This is a genomic window from Pedobacter sp. SYSU D00535, assembly GCF_017355855.1.
GTDB lineage: Bacteria > Bacteroidota > Bacteroidia > Sphingobacteriales > Sphingobacteriaceae > Desertivirga.
In genome coordinates, this window is sequence record NZ_JAFEWD010000002.1 from 184234 (window position 1) to 199134 (window position 14901).

Sequence of the window (14901 nt, forward strand, 5' to 3'; positions counted from 1 at the left end):
TTAACAGTGCAGGGACGATGGAGATCGGGGAGGAACAGTTGTGCCCTCGGGGAGAGTCAAGCCAGGAGGGTAGTAATTGAGGCTGAAAAGTTTTAAAGGGGAATGAAAACTCCTTGGGAAGCATTCGACGTGTCCTGATGATCTTTAGCAGCAACGACACCATTGTGAAGTGTATTCTTATATTTGATCATTATTTAAGCGCTATACAATGCCAGTACTTAAACCTTCCTTATTATTAACACTTATTATTTTTGTTGCCTCCACCCTGAAAAGCCAAGTAAGCACCTTGGGTAGGGTAGTGACGGAGTCTCAGGAACCACTTAGCGACGTTCAAATCCTGAGCTTAAAGAGCGATAGTATGGTGCTTACAAATAAATATGGATTTTTTGAAGTGCTTGTTCAGCATAAGGAAGAGTTCCGTGCGAAGAAGAAGGGATATATCCCGGTCAACTTCCAGATAACGGAGGGAGAGAATGTGAAACTCCAGCTCTACAAAGATGTGAACCTGAGCTACCAGGGAGGCTTGGAAGAATTCTACAAGTTTATGGGAAAGTCGATTGCGTATCCTGAGTCGGCTAAAAGAGCCGGCAAATCGGGCCTTGTTTATGTAACTTTCCAAGTGGACACCTCCGGACACCTTATTAACATCAGAGCCCCGGAAGGATCAGATAAACATTTTTCGAAGGAAGTAGTTCGGGTACTAGGGAAGCTACCAAAAACATTTAGTCCTGTACGAAGTAACCTGACGTTTATCCTCCCAGTTCAATTCCGGTTGAATGGGCTGAAAGTACCACAGGTGCCGGCTGTTAGCTTACCAGCAGGAAAAATGCTTCACGAACTCGTTATTTCCTTACATACCCGTACTGAATTCTATAAAATACCATGAAAGCCACGATTTTTTTCTTTTTTCTGTTCTTGCCTTTGTTAATCTTCGGTCAGTCACCTGAAATGCCGGTAGAGGTCACTCCCCAAATAGAGCTGAAAATAAGAGCAGAGATAGAGCAAGCGGGAGCCCGACTTAAACAAGAGCTACAAAGGAAAAGCGCCTCAGCTCTAGAGATCGAATTCTCTACAGATACACTTCGCATAGAACTTTTTTCGGACAAATTTATGGAGTACGATTATTCAACAGCAGGTATGGGGACAGCTGTTCTTAAAGCTTCCCAGGAATATGATAGACTAATGAATAAGTACTACCGGCGTCTGCTGACCGCACTTAAGGAAGCGGATAGAAAAAATCTAATCGAGGCTCAGCGAGCCTGGTTGGTTTTTCGGGACAAGGAGAGCGTATTAATTGGAACATTAGCTAAAGACGTTTACACTGGTGGGGGGACGATGCAGCCCTTGGTAAGCGCCGCCGAATATCTAGATGTTATCCGGAACAGAACCGTCAATTTCTATCAGTACCTGATAAAGGTAAGTGACACCTTTTAGGTACTTTTAATAAAGTAGTCAAATTGGAAGTGGGATGGGAGAGTGCCTTTGAAACGCTGGGAAGTCAGATAGTGGTAGTTATGACTTCTTTGCTCAGTTTGACGGTTCTGGTATAAGTAATTATTCGGCAATGAGCCGTGTTATCTACGAAATAGGTAGTCAAAGCGCGGTGTGGACCTAAAGTTGTGCTGATTGTACACCAACAGTTGCATTTTTACTTACGCAACTGGAACCATCTTTGGTAAAATAGTTACTATAAGTTTAAAATTATGTATAAGACACTTCTTCCCGTATTGCAAAAAGAGCTTTCAGAAATTGAGCAGGCCGGTCTATATAAGAAAGAAAGAATCATCACTTCCCCTCAGGGAGTTGACATGGAGGTACAGGGCGGTAAAAAGGTTATTAATTTTTGTGCGAACAACTATTTGGGCCTATCCTCAAACCCGTATGTGATTGAAGCTGCGAAGAAAGTGATGGATAGTCATGGTTACGGTCTTTCTTCGGTTCGCTTTATCTGTGGCACTCAGGATATCCACAAGGAGCTGGAGAGGAAGATATCCGACTTTCTTGGGACTGAGGACACCATCTTATATGCAGCTGCTTTTGACGCCAATGGGGGAGTATTTGAACCTTTGTTTAATGAACAGGATGCCATCATCTCCGATGAGCTCAACCATGCGTCTATTATCGATGGTATTCGGTTGTGTAAGGCCCAGCGTTTACGGTATAGACACGATGATATGGTCGATCTGGAAGAGAAATTGAAGGCCAGCGTTGGTCTTCGGCATCGCATTATTGTTACCGACGGCGCTTTTTCGATGGACGGGACCATCGCACAGCTTGATAGAATTTGCGATCTGGCCGATAAGTATGAAGCGCTCGTGATGATAGACGAAAGCCATACCTCTGGCTTCATTGGAAAAACCGGCCGTGGTACACACGAACATCATAATGTGATGGGAAGAGTGGATATTATTACGGGTACGTTGGGGAAGGCTTTGGGCGGTGCATCAGGCGGTTTTACCTCCGGGCGGAAAGAGATCATTGAAATGTTGAGGCAGCGTTCCAGGCCCTATTTGTTTTCCAATACGCTTGCTCCGGCAATAGTCGGCGGTTCTATTGCTGTGCTGGAGATGCTAAGTACAACAACAGCACTGCGGGATAAGCTGGAAGATAACACCAGATATTTCAGAGAAAAAATGACCGAAGCCGGCTTTGATATCAGACCCGGGGTTCATCCTATTGTTCCCGTTATGTTGTACGATGCCAAGCTGGCGCAGGATTTTGCTGCAAGAATGCTCGATGAAGGAATCTATGTTATTGGCTTTTATTATCCGGTGGTACCACAGGGTAAAGCAAGGATACGGGTGCAGCTTTCAGCGGCTCACGAAAGGGAGCATCTTGATAAAGCAATTGCCGCATTTGTGAAAGTCGGCAGAGAGCTTAGTGTGTTGAAGTAAAATTTACAGGTTTTAGAATAAGATTTTTTTGAAGTACTATCCCTGTTTCTAATCTCAGCCTCGCTCGCTCAGGACTTTGTATTACTCACAACATATCTTGGCCTAAAGGTAGGCTGACTGAATAGGTTTCCAAGAGTTCTCGTTCTTTCCACCTTTCCAAAAATAATTCGAAAAAAAAAACGCTATAAATCTTTCAATTTATAGCGTTTTTTAACCTGTTGGTGGAGCCGGAGGGATTCGAACCACCCTCATGCTGATTTTTTGAATTAAAACCGCGTTTTTGACTATCTGGGAGTACTTTAAGTTTTTCTTTTTTGTCCCTCCAGTCAGCCAGTTGGTCAGTTGGCGCTTTTTCAGGAGTGCTCATTTTATAGGCTTCCGAAGTGTTTTAGATAAGTTTTTGTTACATGAAATACCATCTTCGTTTGCTTCCTTCCAAGAATCCGTGAAGGATAAATGTTAGTTATGAGTACCTTTTGTTTCATTTTCGATGTGTTTTAAGCGAGCATTTAGGATCAGGTTTTCCACCTGAAGATTCTTAATATTTGTAATGAGAGTTGACTTGTCTTCCTGGTACTTTGTCGGACCAGTACCGTTAACGATCCAGTCCGGGTGATACTTTAGTTTTACGGAAATATTTTGAATGACTTCGAGCGTGATTGGCTGAGTTGCTTTCATCATCCTGCTAATAGAAGGCTGCGAAGTTCCGCAGAGTTCCGCGAATTCCTTCTGGGCTCCCTTACCTGCGCTTTTAAAATCGCGGTAGATCAGTTCTAGTCGCTTAGCTGCTTTAAGATCAATCTTCATCCCATATTTATTAATAAGGCCTCATCTTTCCAAAAGGATCCACTACGTTGAACAGCTGCTCCACATCATCGATGTGAATGGTGAAGTCCGGATATTCTTTTTTATCAGGATTCCAGGAGTGAAGCTTTAGCAATCCAGTTTCCAAGTCGTGATCAATAATCTCTTTCACCATGATGCCATCAGTTCGGTGAACGATGATCCAGGCTTCATTGCTGTGGATGTGTAGTTTGTATTGCCACTGCTCCCGCTTCAAATCTCGTCCGATGATCTTCTGTCCTGGCCATAGGCTTTTGCGGGCCATCTCTTCTGTCTCAATGTTCACCATGCTTCTGCCCTTCATTTCAAAAGCCAGGTAGGTTCCGCGGTGAAGCCGGTGAACTGGTACCGTGATCGTTTCAAATCCATCATAGAATTCAGGATCTGCGTGGCCCATGGGGTAGCTACCCCATGCCTTTTGAGGAACTACAGTAATCTGCATCACTTCTGACCCGTCTGGAAGAGTATAGAATTTTTGCCCAGTAGCATCGTACCCCATTGGATCTGCAAGGCGGAGAGGAACGGCTTCAAGCTTTGGAGTAGTCTTATTAGTGTCTTGTTTGTAAGACAAAAAATCGACACCAAGCACCTTGCTATACTTTTCTTTTAGAGTGGATTTAAGTCTTTCTTGCTTGAAGTGGACATAAATAGACGTTCGATTTAGGCCCAATTTGTTCGCCAAGTCGGTAACGTCAATGTTTTTATCCTGTATGTAGCTTTTCAGAGCTTCCCCTTCGTGCATTTGTAGTCTGTTGAAAAAACGTAGAAAATAATTTCAATAAATTTTCGACAACTATTGCAAGTGTCGAAAAAGTGTCTGATATTTGTATTGTACAACGACAACAAAGGTAAATATTAAAAAAGCAACTCATATCCCCAAAAACTACTAAATGTTAAATAGCAGCGGACATAACAAGATTTTACCAGGCCTAGTAGATAGCGCAGTTGAGTTCTTCGTAGATCAACACGAGGTTAAATGTGTGCATGACGGTAGAACTTATTCATTCGAAAATTTTCCTGAATGGATCATTGAGCTGGTTAAAGAAGATATGCTTCAACACCCTGAAGCAATTAAGGCACTAGCATCTTGGGAGAATCTTCATGAATCAGAGCATGTTAGGCAATACATCTATTGCCGCTTCGGTGGACTTGATAACGACGCTGATATCGATGTTGATCGTGGTATTCATTACGCTGAGTATTTCGATTGTGGTCTTCGCGGAAGTTGCAAGTATGAAGGGAAGCTCTGCTGCAGTGTTCAGGTTTCAAACGGATACCTCACCAAAACCGAAATCGAAATTCTTAAGCGCATAAGCAAAGCGAATAAACTCATTGCTGACGAGTTATGCATCAGCTGTGAAACCGTCAACTCACACATCCAAAATATTATGAAGAAAACAGGCTTAGCCGGAAAGGTTGAACTGGCAATTTTCGCCACTAAGAAAGGAATGATTTAGATGAATACTGAACTAGCAACACCAGTAAAGGGCACCTCTTGGACCGACTTGATAGTGGCCATAGAGGTTGGAGGTGAAGGTTATTTCCCTTACGAAAAAGCAGCAACTATTCGCCCTCTTATTTCAGGCCGAGTAAAGGACAAATACCCAGAGAGAGCCTTCGAAGCTACCAAGGGAGAAAAGGAAATAGACGGATTGAATCAGGAAGTTCTGGTTGTAAAACGGATTAAATAAAGTGGACTTAAAGGTTATCCATATCGACGAAGAGCAGGAGACTCCTGAAGTGGTGGAAGGCGCTAAACTTCCCCTGCATCAAGATCCTGAGTACTTGGCTAACCTAAAGCTTTCATTCATCGCTCATCACAACGAGAAGATTAGGAACCAAAAAAAGAAAGCCCTTGCTAGTAACAAGAGCCTTCCCATAATATCAGCTGCTCGCTAAAACAACTAAATATTAAGAACCATGTCAAAGGTAAGCATTCAAAACGAAAAAACGGTACTATGGATCAGCTCCCGTTTCATCAAGAACTACAGAGAGGTAGTATTGATCATCACTTCCAACGGTGTGAACTATACCATCGCCGTGAATCAGCAACACATTAAAGACTTCATCCAGGATAACCTTGAGAAATATAGGGGCTGGCTTGATGCGAACTATTGCTCTTGGGAGCAGGATAATAACAATGAGCTGGCTTCTGAAATGGCTGCTAGAGTGTGGAAGTCGGACTGGATGCTTACCGATTACGTGAACGCTTTAACTGATGCTGAGCTTGCTGAACTGGAAACGGCACCAGTGGCAGAAAGGAGGGCTGCATAATGTCTATGATAACAGGAAACGAACCAGCAATGCCTAGAGACCACAGATATCAAGGTCACAATGGCCTAACTATTCGCCAACAGTTTGCAGCTATGGCTATGCAGGGTCTAGTATCAAGCACAAAATGGGAGCATAGCCCAATGGGGAATATCTATCTGTCTTCAACTGCAAAACATGCAGTCGAACTTGCTGATGCCCTAATAGCAGAGCTTAACAAAGAAAGCGAGGTATCCAATGGGTAAGCACATGGAAAACTTCAATACGTTCTCCGTGGAGAAAAAGATATGGGCTTTACAACTAGAGATATCCCAAGAGGAAGGGTATCAAGAAAATACATCAAATCCGATGAAGTTCCGCAGACGGAAGAAATACATCAAAGATTTAAAGCAACAATTAAGGGATTTAGAAAGTGAGGTATCCAATGGATAAGTGCGCGAACCTCATCAAGAAGATCAAGGAGATCTATGACTATTCGGGTGATGCTGCTGCCAACAAGTTCGATATCCGCGAGCAAATCGCTCAGGTGATTGAGGACTACGAGGCCGAGGAACTTCCAAAAGCTTTCACTGCAACGATCACGGTGAATGAGTACGAAGCCGAGTATTTTCTGGCAAACGTGGATGTGATTGTCAATAACTGTAAGATCATAGGCAATACACATGTACCGATAGAGACTGTGAAGGATTTGCGGGAAAGGGGAAGGAAACTGCTTTTCCCGATTAGCCAGGGAGAGGAGGTGGTATGCTCAAAGTAAACAGAACCGTTCATCCTGATGGAGTGGTGGTGTTTTACCTCAAAGGCATGGAACCTCCAAAGGTCAAAGACATGACGGATATCATGAAAGCGGCCGTGATCAAAAACATTCAGGATCGCAGGAGTAGCGAAGTCCTGATTACTAAATACGCAATAATCAAATTCAAATAGCATGTATTTCTACGAGGACGAGTTAGAATATTCCGAGGCTCAAGAGCTTACGACGAAACAGAAAATGGTAGTGTGGTCGCTGGTATTAGCCGGTTTGGTACTACTCGTCTCTCTGGTCTATACATGCAATGAAGCAACATCAAAACAACTAAATATCGAGAACCATGTCAAATCAACTTCAAACGGATTCCCCAACTGGGGTGGCTAAAACGCAACAGCAGTTAACAAAGCAGTTTTTCTCTCAGGATAATGTTAGAAAGAAGTTTGAGGAGCTGTTAGGAAAGAAAGCACAAGGATTTGTTACGTCAGTCCTTCAATGTGTGTCTTCAAATGCTCACCTCGTAAATGCTGAAACTAATAGTATTTACCAGGCGGCGATGATGGCGGCTACCCTTGATCTTCCAATTAACAACAATCTTGGATTTGCTTATATCATCCCTTACACCCAGTCCTACAAAGACGATAAAGGGATCTGGCAAAAAAAGCAGGTAGCTCAGTTTCAATTAGGCTATAAAGGATTCATTCAACTTGCTCAAAGAAGCGGACAGTTCAAGACTATTTCGGCAACTCCAATCTATGCAGGACAAATAGTTAGGAATAACCCACTCACTGGAATTGAGTTTGATTTTTCGGTAACCGCGGAAGGGGAGCCGGTCGGCTATGCTGCTTATTTCTCTTTGCTAAACGGGTTTGAAAAGACACTTTATATGACCACGGAAGAGGTTAAAAAGCATGGAGTAAAATACAGCAAATCGTTTTCGACAGGAGTATGGACCTCTGACTTTCCATCCATGGCCATTAAAACTGTTACGAAGCTCCTTTTGTCAAAATTTGCACCACTGTCGATCGAAATGCAGAAGGCTGTCACCGTAGATCAGTCCGTGATAAATAACGCTGAGACAGAAGATATCACATACATCGACACGACGGAGCCTCAGGATCAAACCGATAAAGAGGTAGAGAGGATGTATCTATTGATTTCCGATGCGACCAGCAAAAAGGAGCTGGAATCTCTGAGGCCCGATGTTCCCGAGCAGCTTCTTGATTTATTCAATCAAAAAATCACGGAGGTAAAGTAATGTACGATTTTTCAACTCACAAGTTCAGGTGCTCCAGTTTGGGGCACCTAATGACCGAGCCTAAATTGAAGGCGGATAAAGACGCGGGCAACCTATCAGAGTCTGCCAAAACCCATTGCATGGACATATTCATCAGCCATCAATATGGGAGACAGGAGGATGTCAACAATAAGTTTATCGAAAAGGGACTCGCTGTTGAGGAGGATGCTATTACCCTTTATAGTAGGGTGACAAAGAAATTTTATAAGAAAAACGATCAGCGTCTTTTCAATGACTACATCCAGGGAGAGCCGGATATTTTTCAGGGCGAGTCGATCGAAAAAGCGGACGTGGTAAAAGATATCAAGTCAAGCTGGTCAATATTCACGTTCCTGAGGACCTATGGGAAAAAGATAAATCCTCTTTATGAATGGCAGGGTGTAGGATACTCATGGCTGACGGGTGCAAAGGAAGCCTCCGTTGCTTATTGCCTGGTAAATACCCCACTTCCATTGATCGAAGCTGAGAAGCGAAAACTATGGTATCAGTTGGGGCAGCCGAGCGAGACTGACAAAAACTATCAGGAGGCGTGCGAGGCTCTGGAAAAGTCGCTGACGTACGATGATATTCCCCTTCAGCAAAGGGTTCTCGAATATACCATTGAGATAAAAGAGGAAAGCATCGGGCAAATAATTCCGAAGGTAACCAAGGCGCGGGAGTATTTGGTGTCGCTTCAAGAGGAACTTTTAAAGACCGGACGATTCCAAGACTTGAAGTTAACCGCTTAACCTGGCGGCGGAAGTAGCTCAGCTGGCTAGAGCGGGTGGTAGTAAGGTCGGCAACCGACAACTAAAACATCAGTCAGGGGTTCGAGTCCCTTCTTCCGCACAAACTAAATATTAAGAACCAATAAAATGTCAATCGCTAAAAACAAACAACACCAGACCGACCTGCAGAAGTTCATGAGCCTCTTTGGGATGGACAAGCATAAGGTGTCCGACACGAAAGTCGAGTATAGGGTGACGGATCTTGACGGGATGCTCCATGCAGCGCGGGAGATCATCCGAAAGAACCAGCTAAACCTGATTGCTGAAACATCAGGTTCCATGGCTCAGATCAGGGCTTTCGAAGTGAAGGAGGTATCCAATGGATAAGCCAACGAAGGAGGATGTGTATCTGATCTTCAGCAGCAATATCTCTTATCTAAGGGAGAAGCACGGGATTACGCAGGAGGCGTTTGCTCACCAGCTCGGGATTTCCAGGGAGAACCTAGCATCCTACGAAGAGGGTAGAGCTACACCACATCTTCCCGTGCTCGTCAGCATCTCTAACAAACTTGACTACGGCATTGACTGCCTTTTGACTATCAATATCCGTGACATCGAAGAAGTAACACTTTTTACCCAGAAGTAAGATGAAAGATAAGTTCTTAATCAAGAAAGGTCTGAAGGTTTGGGAAGCCGGAAGCGTTGTTATTGACTCCGTAAGACATATCGTAAAAGATGGTTTCATCAAGTGTAACGCTTCTCTGAATCACTCTGCCTGGAATACTACTATCGAGAAGAAAAAATGCAGGTTCTGCTTTGCTCGTATGTATTACGAACAAGCGTCATTATTTGAAGGAGGTGTTGCATGAGAACGGTTCAGACAAACATGTTCGAAGGGACCAAGCGCCTGCAGATGAATGACAGCATTGATCTCACTATTCAATCACTTCAGGCCTACGGTCCTAAATACAACTATTGGTGCGTGGCTTGGAGCGGAGGCAAGGACAGCACTACACTCGTGACCTTAGTGGTTTACCTGATCATCTCAAAGAAGATCCAACCGCCCAAGAAGATTTTCATAATGTATGCAGACACTAGACTCGAACTTACTCCTCTATTTGTCGCGGCTCAAACCATAATGGATGAACTCGCCGAGCATGGCTACCAGGTTGAAGTTGTAATGGCATCACTAGAGAATCGGTTCTTAACCTACATACTAGGCCGGGGAGTTCCACCACCTAACAACGCTACCTTTCGCTGGTGTACATCCCGGATCAAGATCGAGCCGATGCAGTCAGCGCTTGAAGATCTGGTAGGAACCCTGGGAGAAAAGGTGTTGATGTTGACAGGCGTTCGTCAGGGAGAGTCAGCAATCCGTGATTCCCGTATTGTTCTCTCTTGCTCCAAGAACGGAGCCGAGTGCGGGCAGGGCTGGTACCAGGAAACTCTTCCAGAAAGCTTATGCGATACGCTTGCTCCGATCTTGCACTGGCGGGTATGCCACGTATGGGAGTGGTTGAAGCATTGGGCTCCTCTTCCTGAATATGGCGACTTCTCTACTGAGCTGATCGCTGATGCTTATGGAGGTGACGAAGCCGAGGAGATCAATGCGCGGACTGGTTGTATGGGCTGTCCTCTGACCGACAAAGACACTGCATTGGATAATCTATTGAAGAAAGTAAAGTGGCAATACCTCGAGCCGTTGAAAAGGCTTCGACCCATATTTCGAGAAATGAGGAAGCCTCAATATCGTTTGCGCAAGACAGGCCTCGAGGAGTCGAACGAGAAGAACAAACAACGCATGGGCCCATTGACTATGGCCGCTCGAAAAAGATTCTTCAAAGAAATACTATCCATCCAGGAAGATATAAATGCTGGGGCAAAAAGATCTGGGATGCCGTATGTAATTCTCCTGAACGCAGAGGAGCAGAAGTTCATAAAGGAATGCTGGGCGAATAACCTGTGGCCGAACAAGTGGACCGGCGAAGAGCCTACTGCTGACACTCCCATGGATACTGTTTATCCTGATGGATCGATTCAGCCGCTTATACAGTTTGGAGATTAGGATATGCAGTTACCGTGGTTCAGCGAGTTGGAAGAGGGATTAAGCATGCAGCAGGTTGCTGAGCTCATAGAAGATTATGTAAACGAGGTGCCCATGTTCTTGATACGCGGTAAATACAAAGTCGGTTCAGCAATGATCCAGTATTATGTCGCGCAGTTCTACATCGGCGCCTCTCATTTAAAGCAACCGCAAATAACTATTACAATTAAATCAAATGAAGAAGTATGGCAAGAAAAGATAAAGCAGGGATAAGCTACTACGCCATGGATGTTGATCATGTCCATAACAAGAAGATCAAGCTTCTAGTGACGGAATATGACTCTCACGGCTACTGGATTTATCAGTGTCTACTTGCGGCGATTTATCAGCAAAAGGGATACTATTTCGATTTATCGGATGAGGACACTCTCGTATTATTCGCCGCTGATGTCTGTAAAAAACCTGTAAGTCTGGTTCGGGAAGTAATCGAATGCTGTGTGCGAAGAGATCTTTTTTCCCGGGAAATTTACGAAAATTCCCGGGTACTAACTTCGGACCGCATACAGTCTCACTACCTGGTTGCGACCAATGAAAGCAGGAAAAAGGGTAGGGTTATCCGTATAAATACGCGGTACTGGTTGCTTGAAAATACAGAGGAAGAAAGGGGTGTAGAGCTGTTTGATGGAAACTCCCGGGAAATTCAAACTTTTTCCCGGGAAAAACCCGAAGAATCCCGGGAAAATGGTACACAAATAAAAGAAAAGGAAATAAAAGAAAATCAAATAAAAGGAAATGAAACAGATGCTCCCTTTCCTTTTCAAGAACTGATTGAAAAAATCCTGAAGAATTTCGGCTTCAATCAAATTGCAAATTTTGACAAAGCCCGGGAAGCTTCAGCTTTTTTAAACTGCCTTGCTCTTTCAAGTCGAGTGGAGCTTTTCGAGTCACAGATGCAAGCCTATTTCGAATATAAAAAAATTTCCGGCGGGCAAAATTTCATTCACAGCTTCAAGAACTTCCTAGGCTCGCACGAAAAGCTTTTCGAGGACGGAGCCTGGAACGCGGAGAACTGGATCAAAAAACTGGAAACTGAAAAATTAAAATCAAATGAAAGACCTCATTCAAATACCACAAATGGATTCCAAACTCGCGAGGAGAGAAGACAGTCAGTTAATGAGTTGGGTAGCTCAGCCAGACAAGTACTTAGAAGCATTGCGAGTAAGTACAACGGAGGACATACTGATGAGCACTAGTCCTTCCCTGGCCAAGGTTAGAAGGGAATTAGGAGATGACGGAAATCTAGCGATTAAAGCGATCCTCACGATTTTACTGGAGGAGGTTATCAATTTTCTAAACGTTGGCAAGACGATGAACGATCGTCAGATTGCAACAACAATAAATTTGATCATTGATGATTATTCTCAGTTGAAACCAGATGACTTTAAGCTTTGCTTCAAAAACGGAATGAAGGGCAAGTATGGCAAATCTTATGACCGTTTGGATGGGAATGTGATCTTCGAGTGGCTGGAGCAATATCTCTATGAAAAGGAAAGTGAGATTGAGATGATTCGGCGGAACGAAAACAGCAGGCTAAAAAGGAACTCTGACTTTGCTATCGGCCAGGAAGGGACAACCATGCCGGACTGGTTCAAGATGCCCGACAAAAAGCAAAGCGAAATAAAGTCCTCAGAGCCTCGCAAGATGTCGGATGAGCAAAGACTATTCAACGAGTTAATAAATCGATTTGACGGGGAGTTTAAGCGACGCGGCGTGGAATCTGGAGGGGGAAGGTTTGTTAAGTTCTACGGACGGATGATGAACGTCGAAGAATACGTGAATTTCAAAGCTGCTCAGATAGATCGAATCATCAAGCTTGATCGCTTTTTAACAGCTCGATCTAAGAGGAAATAATAACAGGCGATGAAGCGCCAGCAAGCAAACGAGTTTATAAAGTCTCTCCTGGAGAAAGGCTACGTCTGGAATGAGAGCAAGACAAAGCTTCACACTCCTGCAGAAGCCTTTGCTCTTGGGTTAAAGTCTGCAAAGGGATCTTCAAAGAAAGAGCGCAAAGGGACAAAAACCGGATGGGTTGATGACTATCGAAACATCCGGAACAAAGCGAGGTACGTCGACGAGTTCATGAGCCTGGCCTCTCTTCACCTTCAAGTCGATATCTGGCCCGAGTTCTTCTTCAGCACCGATCGCGACTTCAGGATCGACTACGCCATTCCCATCTTCGACGATATACCCGTGAAGGTCGCTCTTGAACAGGAGGGAGGAATTTGGATGGAGAAGTCCGGACACAACACGGGAACCGGCATTACTCGTGACATGGAGAAGAATAATCTTCTTGTTCTGAATGGTTGGACCCTGATCCGAAGAACGCCGGCTCAACTGCAGGTAGTTGACTGTGGAGAGACGTTGGCGCTTCTCGAAAATATATTAAGAAGATTATCGGTAAAAGAGCCGATAAATGATAAATATCGGACAATTGCCCGATAGTATTACGCGGCTAAGGAACATTAAAATCCCGAGGGAAAATAGTAAATTTATCCAAATATGAATAGATTGAATAGTTTTTTTCGCGGGTATAGAAAAGTAGTTCCAGAAATAGCCAGGTACTACGGTATCACACTTGACGAATTACTAACCCTTAAATAAAAAGAACAATGAAAACAGCAGAAGAAATTCTCTATTCCTTCGGTGGGTCAGTTAACCCATCAAGGGAGGACGCAATAAAAGCTATGAAAGCCTATGCAGAGCAAGCACTAGATAGGGCAGCAGAGGCGGCAGAATACGCGAGCGCAAAGCGGCAAATCCTCTCCATCAAGCAAGAACTAAGATAACGGAGTAAGACAATGAAAGAAGCAGTAGAAAACTTAATAAAAACGTACACTACAGAAATTGAAGAGATTCGGGATGTGTTAAATAGGATGCCGCATGGTGACTCTAGGATGTCTCAGCGTATTCAAGATTTTGAAAGGTTTATAAAAGACCTTAATCATTTAGCTAAACAACAATGAAAAAGTTAACTGAGTAAGACAATGAAAAAGAAAACTCTTAAAGGATGGGAAAAATCCGGCTTAAATAGACGTGATTACCTAACTGAACCATGTGAGATTGACGAAGCTCTATATCTCGACATTGCAGAAACAGTTCCTGTTGCTTATTCAAATGACGGGCTAATCCAAAATGGAGAAGCGAGTAGGTCTGAACGAAACGATGAGTGGGAAGAAGTATACTTCCACGAAACAGCAGTATATATTGGAGGCAAATACTTCTTCTTGGGAGTACTGCCTGAATTTAAAAGCTAACCAACAATGAAAACACCCATACCCGCAACAGTAACAAAACAAGAGGACGGACTCTTTTTGATAGAGGCCCAAAATCCATATACGAAGTTCATAAATAAAGACAATGTAACGAAACATTGGAGTCAGTTTAAAGCTACTCATCCCCCTAAGATCACAGACGAAGATTTAACCGGAGTAGAGCAGGTTAATTGGAATAGCTTTAATATAGAGGTGCATCAAGCTTTCTCAGAGGATTTTGGAAAATGGTATGAAGATCCATACATCCCCCAAATAAAAGAGCTTGCGTTTAAAACCCGCACTATATGGCGCAGGGAAGCAGCAGAGCTAACCGAAAAGGAGGAAGGGGAAAAGCTGCACGATTGCCTTAAATGTGACTCTTTCCCTGTAGATACACCTAATAGCATCTGTAAGTACTGTAATTGGCCAGACGGACAAAAGCAGGAGCCAATAAAGGAGAGGGAACAAGAGCCGGAGAAGAAAACACTCCTTCAATGCAAAGACGAAATAGCCAGCCGATATGGATATGAGTCTTATGGTCAGTTTTGCTTCGGTACTCCAAGAGAGCCTGAGCATGATGATTGGGATTTTCATTTAAGACTTGTCGATGATGCTGTTGAACTGTACGTAAGTCAATTTGTATCCTCTCAGGAGGAAAAGCAGACGCGAGAGCTGAGGGAGGAAGATGATTTAGAGCAACTGTATTTTAATTGGAAAGATACTGACACTGATCTATCATTCACAGCTTACGCTAACCAAAAAGGATACAGAATAACAAAAGAATAG

The 14901-nt window shown here is 43.7% G+C and carries 26 protein-coding genes and 1 tRNA gene; 25 read left to right on the forward strand and 2 right to left on the reverse strand.

Going from position 1 to position 14901, the window contains the following annotated elements; translation table 11 throughout:
- Positions 1-208 precede the first annotated feature (208 nt).
- The 3 genes from J4N23_RS05160 (at position 209) to kbl (ending at position 2894) form a co-directional block, all read left to right on the forward strand.
- The gene (locus J4N23_RS05160) at positions 209-886 is read left to right on the forward strand and encodes a TonB family protein (RefSeq protein WP_207425957.1); all 678 of its coding nucleotides are present in this window, start codon (positions 209-211) and stop codon (positions 884-886) included.
- Positions 883-1434, forward strand: a complete 552-nt coding sequence (locus J4N23_RS05165; protein WP_207425958.1) for a lysozyme inhibitor LprI family protein — start codon at positions 883-885, stop codon at positions 1432-1434. The genes J4N23_RS05160 and J4N23_RS05165 overlap by 4 nt, the downstream gene beginning before the upstream one ends.
- A 269-nt stretch (positions 1435-1703) precedes the next feature.
- The gene (kbl, locus tag J4N23_RS05170; RefSeq protein ID WP_207425959.1) at positions 1704-2894 is read left to right on the forward strand and encodes a glycine C-acetyltransferase; all 1191 of its coding nucleotides are present in this window, start codon (positions 1704-1706) and stop codon (positions 2892-2894) included.
- Positions 2895-3353: 459 nt separating this feature from the next.
- Here the strand turns inward: kbl and J4N23_RS05175 are convergent, their stop codons facing one another.
- Positions 3354-3701 (reverse strand): helix-turn-helix domain-containing protein, encoded by a 348-nt coding sequence (locus tag J4N23_RS05175; RefSeq protein ID WP_207425960.1) that lies wholly within the window; start codon positions 3699-3701, stop codon positions 3354-3356.
- 10 nt (positions 3702-3711) lie between these two features.
- Positions 3712-4479: a helix-turn-helix transcriptional regulator gene (locus tag J4N23_RS05180; RefSeq protein ID WP_207425961.1), complete on the reverse strand. Its 768-nt coding sequence runs from the start codon at positions 4477-4479 to the stop codon at positions 3712-3714.
- 148 nt (positions 4480-4627) lie between these two features.
- Here J4N23_RS05180 and J4N23_RS05185 point away from each other — a divergent pair, with 148 nt between their 5' ends.
- The 22 genes from J4N23_RS05185 (at position 4628) to J4N23_RS05290 (ending at position 14901) form a co-directional block, all read left to right on the forward strand.
- Positions 4628-5194 carry a response regulator transcription factor gene (locus J4N23_RS05185; protein WP_207425962.1) on the forward strand — a complete coding sequence of 189 codons (567 nt, stop codon included), beginning with the start codon at positions 4628-4630 and terminating at the stop codon, positions 5192-5194.
- A complete protein-coding gene (locus tag J4N23_RS05190) occupies positions 5195-5428 on the forward strand; it encodes a hypothetical protein (RefSeq protein WP_207425963.1) in 234 nt (77 codons plus the stop codon). It abuts the gene before it with no gap.
- Between the two features lies 1 nt (position 5429).
- Positions 5430-5636 (forward strand): hypothetical protein, encoded by a 207-nt coding sequence (locus J4N23_RS05195; protein ID WP_207425964.1) that lies wholly within the window; start codon positions 5430-5432, stop codon positions 5634-5636.
- Between the two features lie 21 nt (positions 5637-5657).
- Positions 5658-6011, forward strand: a complete 354-nt coding sequence (locus J4N23_RS05200; protein ID WP_207425965.1) for a hypothetical protein — start codon at positions 5658-5660, stop codon at positions 6009-6011.
- A gap of 421 nt (positions 6012-6432) precedes the next feature.
- Complete coding sequence (locus tag J4N23_RS05205; RefSeq protein ID WP_207425966.1) at positions 6433-6765, forward strand: hypothetical protein; 333 nt, start codon at positions 6433-6435, stop codon at positions 6763-6765.
- Positions 6753-6935 (forward strand): hypothetical protein, encoded by a 183-nt coding sequence (locus J4N23_RS05210; RefSeq protein ID WP_207425967.1) that lies wholly within the window; start codon positions 6753-6755, stop codon positions 6933-6935. The genes J4N23_RS05205 and J4N23_RS05210 overlap by 13 nt, the downstream gene beginning before the upstream one ends.
- Before the next feature lies 1 nt (position 6936).
- A complete protein-coding gene (locus J4N23_RS05215; RefSeq protein WP_207425968.1) occupies positions 6937-7143 on the forward strand; it encodes a hypothetical protein in 207 nt (68 codons plus the stop codon).
- Positions 7100-8014: a recombinase RecT gene (locus J4N23_RS05220; RefSeq protein WP_207425969.1), complete on the forward strand. Its 915-nt coding sequence runs from the start codon at positions 7100-7102 to the stop codon at positions 8012-8014. Before J4N23_RS05215 ends, J4N23_RS05220 begins: the two co-directional genes overlap by 44 nt.
- 50 nt (positions 8015-8064) lie before the next feature.
- Positions 8065-8781 carry a hypothetical protein gene (locus J4N23_RS05225; RefSeq protein ID WP_207425970.1) on the forward strand — a complete coding sequence of 239 codons (717 nt, stop codon included), beginning with the start codon at positions 8065-8067 and terminating at the stop codon, positions 8779-8781.
- A gap of 7 nt (positions 8782-8788) precedes the next feature.
- Positions 8789-8881, forward strand: a tRNA-OTHER gene (locus tag J4N23_RS05230).
- 26 nt (positions 8882-8907) lie between these two features.
- On the forward strand, positions 8908-9147 hold the full coding sequence (locus tag J4N23_RS05235) for a hypothetical protein (protein WP_207425971.1): 240 nt from the start codon (positions 8908-8910) through the stop codon (positions 9145-9147).
- Positions 9140-9406: a helix-turn-helix domain-containing protein gene (locus J4N23_RS05240; protein ID WP_207425972.1), complete on the forward strand. Its 267-nt coding sequence runs from the start codon at positions 9140-9142 to the stop codon at positions 9404-9406. The genes J4N23_RS05235 and J4N23_RS05240 overlap by 8 nt, the downstream gene beginning before the upstream one ends.
- A gap of 1 nt (position 9407) precedes the next feature.
- Positions 9408-9629 carry a hypothetical protein gene (locus J4N23_RS05245; RefSeq protein WP_207425973.1) on the forward strand — a complete coding sequence of 74 codons (222 nt, stop codon included), beginning with the start codon at positions 9408-9410 and terminating at the stop codon, positions 9627-9629.
- Positions 9626-10825, forward strand: coding sequence for a phosphoadenosine phosphosulfate reductase family protein (locus J4N23_RS05250; protein WP_207425974.1), 1200 nt, complete (start codon positions 9626-9628; stop codon positions 10823-10825). Before J4N23_RS05245 ends, J4N23_RS05250 begins: the two co-directional genes overlap by 4 nt.
- 3 nt (positions 10826-10828) lie before the next feature.
- Positions 10829-11077, forward strand: a complete 249-nt coding sequence (locus J4N23_RS05255; RefSeq protein WP_207425975.1) for a hypothetical protein — start codon at positions 10829-10831, stop codon at positions 11075-11077.
- Positions 11050-12057, forward strand: a complete 1008-nt coding sequence (locus tag J4N23_RS05260; protein WP_207425976.1) for a DUF4373 domain-containing protein — start codon at positions 11050-11052, stop codon at positions 12055-12057. The genes J4N23_RS05255 and J4N23_RS05260 overlap by 28 nt, the downstream gene beginning before the upstream one ends.
- Positions 12047-12715: a hypothetical protein gene (locus tag J4N23_RS05265; RefSeq protein ID WP_207425977.1), complete on the forward strand. Its 669-nt coding sequence runs from the start codon at positions 12047-12049 to the stop codon at positions 12713-12715. The genes J4N23_RS05260 and J4N23_RS05265 overlap by 11 nt, the downstream gene beginning before the upstream one ends.
- Before the next feature lie 9 nt (positions 12716-12724).
- Entirely contained in the window at positions 12725-13306 is a 582-nt protein-coding gene (locus J4N23_RS05270) for a hypothetical protein (protein WP_207425978.1), read from the forward strand.
- 167 nt (positions 13307-13473) lie between these two features.
- Positions 13474-13650, forward strand: a complete 177-nt coding sequence (locus J4N23_RS05275; RefSeq protein WP_207425979.1) for a hypothetical protein — start codon at positions 13474-13476, stop codon at positions 13648-13650.
- 12 nt (positions 13651-13662) lie between these two features.
- Positions 13663-13827: a hypothetical protein gene (locus J4N23_RS05280; protein ID WP_207425980.1), complete on the forward strand. Its 165-nt coding sequence runs from the start codon at positions 13663-13665 to the stop codon at positions 13825-13827.
- Positions 13828-13848: 21 nt separating this feature from the next.
- Positions 13849-14118: a hypothetical protein gene (locus J4N23_RS05285; RefSeq protein WP_207425981.1), complete on the forward strand. Its 270-nt coding sequence runs from the start codon at positions 13849-13851 to the stop codon at positions 14116-14118.
- 6 nt (positions 14119-14124) lie between these two features.
- The gene (locus tag J4N23_RS05290; protein ID WP_207425982.1) at positions 14125-14901 is read left to right on the forward strand and encodes a hypothetical protein; all 777 of its coding nucleotides are present in this window, start codon (positions 14125-14127) and stop codon (positions 14899-14901) included.

Coding starts and splice junctions, on each gene's coding strand:
- J4N23_RS05255 (WP_207425975.1), top strand. CDS start 10,829: ATGCAGTTACCGTGGTTCAGCGAGTTGGAAGAGGGATTAAGCATGCAG.
- J4N23_RS05290 (WP_207425982.1), top strand. CDS start 14,125: ATGAAAACACCCATACCCGCAACAGTAACAAAACAAGAGGACGGACTC.
- J4N23_RS05160 (WP_207425957.1), top strand. CDS start 209: ATGCCAGTACTTAAACCTTCCTTATTATTAACACTTATTATTTTTGTT.
- J4N23_RS05275 (WP_207425979.1), top strand. CDS start 13,474: ATGAAAACAGCAGAAGAAATTCTCTATTCCTTCGGTGGGTCAGTTAAC.
- J4N23_RS05220 (WP_207425969.1), top strand. CDS start 7,100: ATGTCAAATCAACTTCAAACGGATTCCCCAACTGGGGTGGCTAAAACG.
- J4N23_RS05225 (WP_207425970.1), top strand. CDS start 8,065: ATGACCGAGCCTAAATTGAAGGCGGATAAAGACGCGGGCAACCTATCA.
- J4N23_RS05260 (WP_207425976.1), top strand. CDS start 11,050: ATGGCAAGAAAAGATAAAGCAGGGATAAGCTACTACGCCATGGATGTT.
- J4N23_RS05175 (WP_207425960.1), bottom strand. CDS start 3,701: ATGAAGATTGATCTTAAAGCAGCTAAGCGACTAGAACTGATCTACCGC.
- J4N23_RS05200 (WP_207425965.1), top strand. CDS start 5,658: ATGTCAAAGGTAAGCATTCAAAACGAAAAAACGGTACTATGGATCAGC.
- J4N23_RS05185 (WP_207425962.1), top strand. CDS start 4,628: ATGTTAAATAGCAGCGGACATAACAAGATTTTACCAGGCCTAGTAGAT.
- J4N23_RS05190 (WP_207425963.1), top strand. CDS start 5,195: ATGAATACTGAACTAGCAACACCAGTAAAGGGCACCTCTTGGACCGAC.
- J4N23_RS05215 (WP_207425968.1), top strand. CDS start 6,937: ATGTATTTCTACGAGGACGAGTTAGAATATTCCGAGGCTCAAGAGCTT.
- J4N23_RS05240 (WP_207425972.1), top strand. CDS start 9,140: ATGGATAAGCCAACGAAGGAGGATGTGTATCTGATCTTCAGCAGCAAT.
- J4N23_RS05235 (WP_207425971.1), top strand. CDS start 8,908: ATGTCAATCGCTAAAAACAAACAACACCAGACCGACCTGCAGAAGTTC.
- J4N23_RS05205 (WP_207425966.1), top strand. CDS start 6,433: ATGGATAAGTGCGCGAACCTCATCAAGAAGATCAAGGAGATCTATGAC.
- J4N23_RS05265 (WP_207425977.1), top strand. CDS start 12,047: ATGAGCACTAGTCCTTCCCTGGCCAAGGTTAGAAGGGAATTAGGAGAT.
- J4N23_RS05245 (WP_207425973.1), top strand. CDS start 9,408: ATGAAAGATAAGTTCTTAATCAAGAAAGGTCTGAAGGTTTGGGAAGCC.
- J4N23_RS05165 (WP_207425958.1), top strand. CDS start 883: ATGAAAGCCACGATTTTTTTCTTTTTTCTGTTCTTGCCTTTGTTAATC.
- kbl (WP_207425959.1), top strand. CDS start 1,704: ATGTATAAGACACTTCTTCCCGTATTGCAAAAAGAGCTTTCAGAAATT.
- J4N23_RS05180 (WP_207425961.1), bottom strand. CDS start 4,479: ATGCACGAAGGGGAAGCTCTGAAAAGCTACATACAGGATAAAAACATT.
- J4N23_RS05270 (WP_207425978.1), top strand. CDS start 12,725: ATGAAGCGCCAGCAAGCAAACGAGTTTATAAAGTCTCTCCTGGAGAAA.
- J4N23_RS05250 (WP_207425974.1), top strand. CDS start 9,626: ATGAGAACGGTTCAGACAAACATGTTCGAAGGGACCAAGCGCCTGCAG.
- J4N23_RS05210 (WP_207425967.1), top strand. CDS start 6,753: ATGCTCAAAGTAAACAGAACCGTTCATCCTGATGGAGTGGTGGTGTTT.
- J4N23_RS05280 (WP_207425980.1), top strand. CDS start 13,663: ATGAAAGAAGCAGTAGAAAACTTAATAAAAACGTACACTACAGAAATT.
- J4N23_RS05285 (WP_207425981.1), top strand. CDS start 13,849: ATGAAAAAGAAAACTCTTAAAGGATGGGAAAAATCCGGCTTAAATAGA.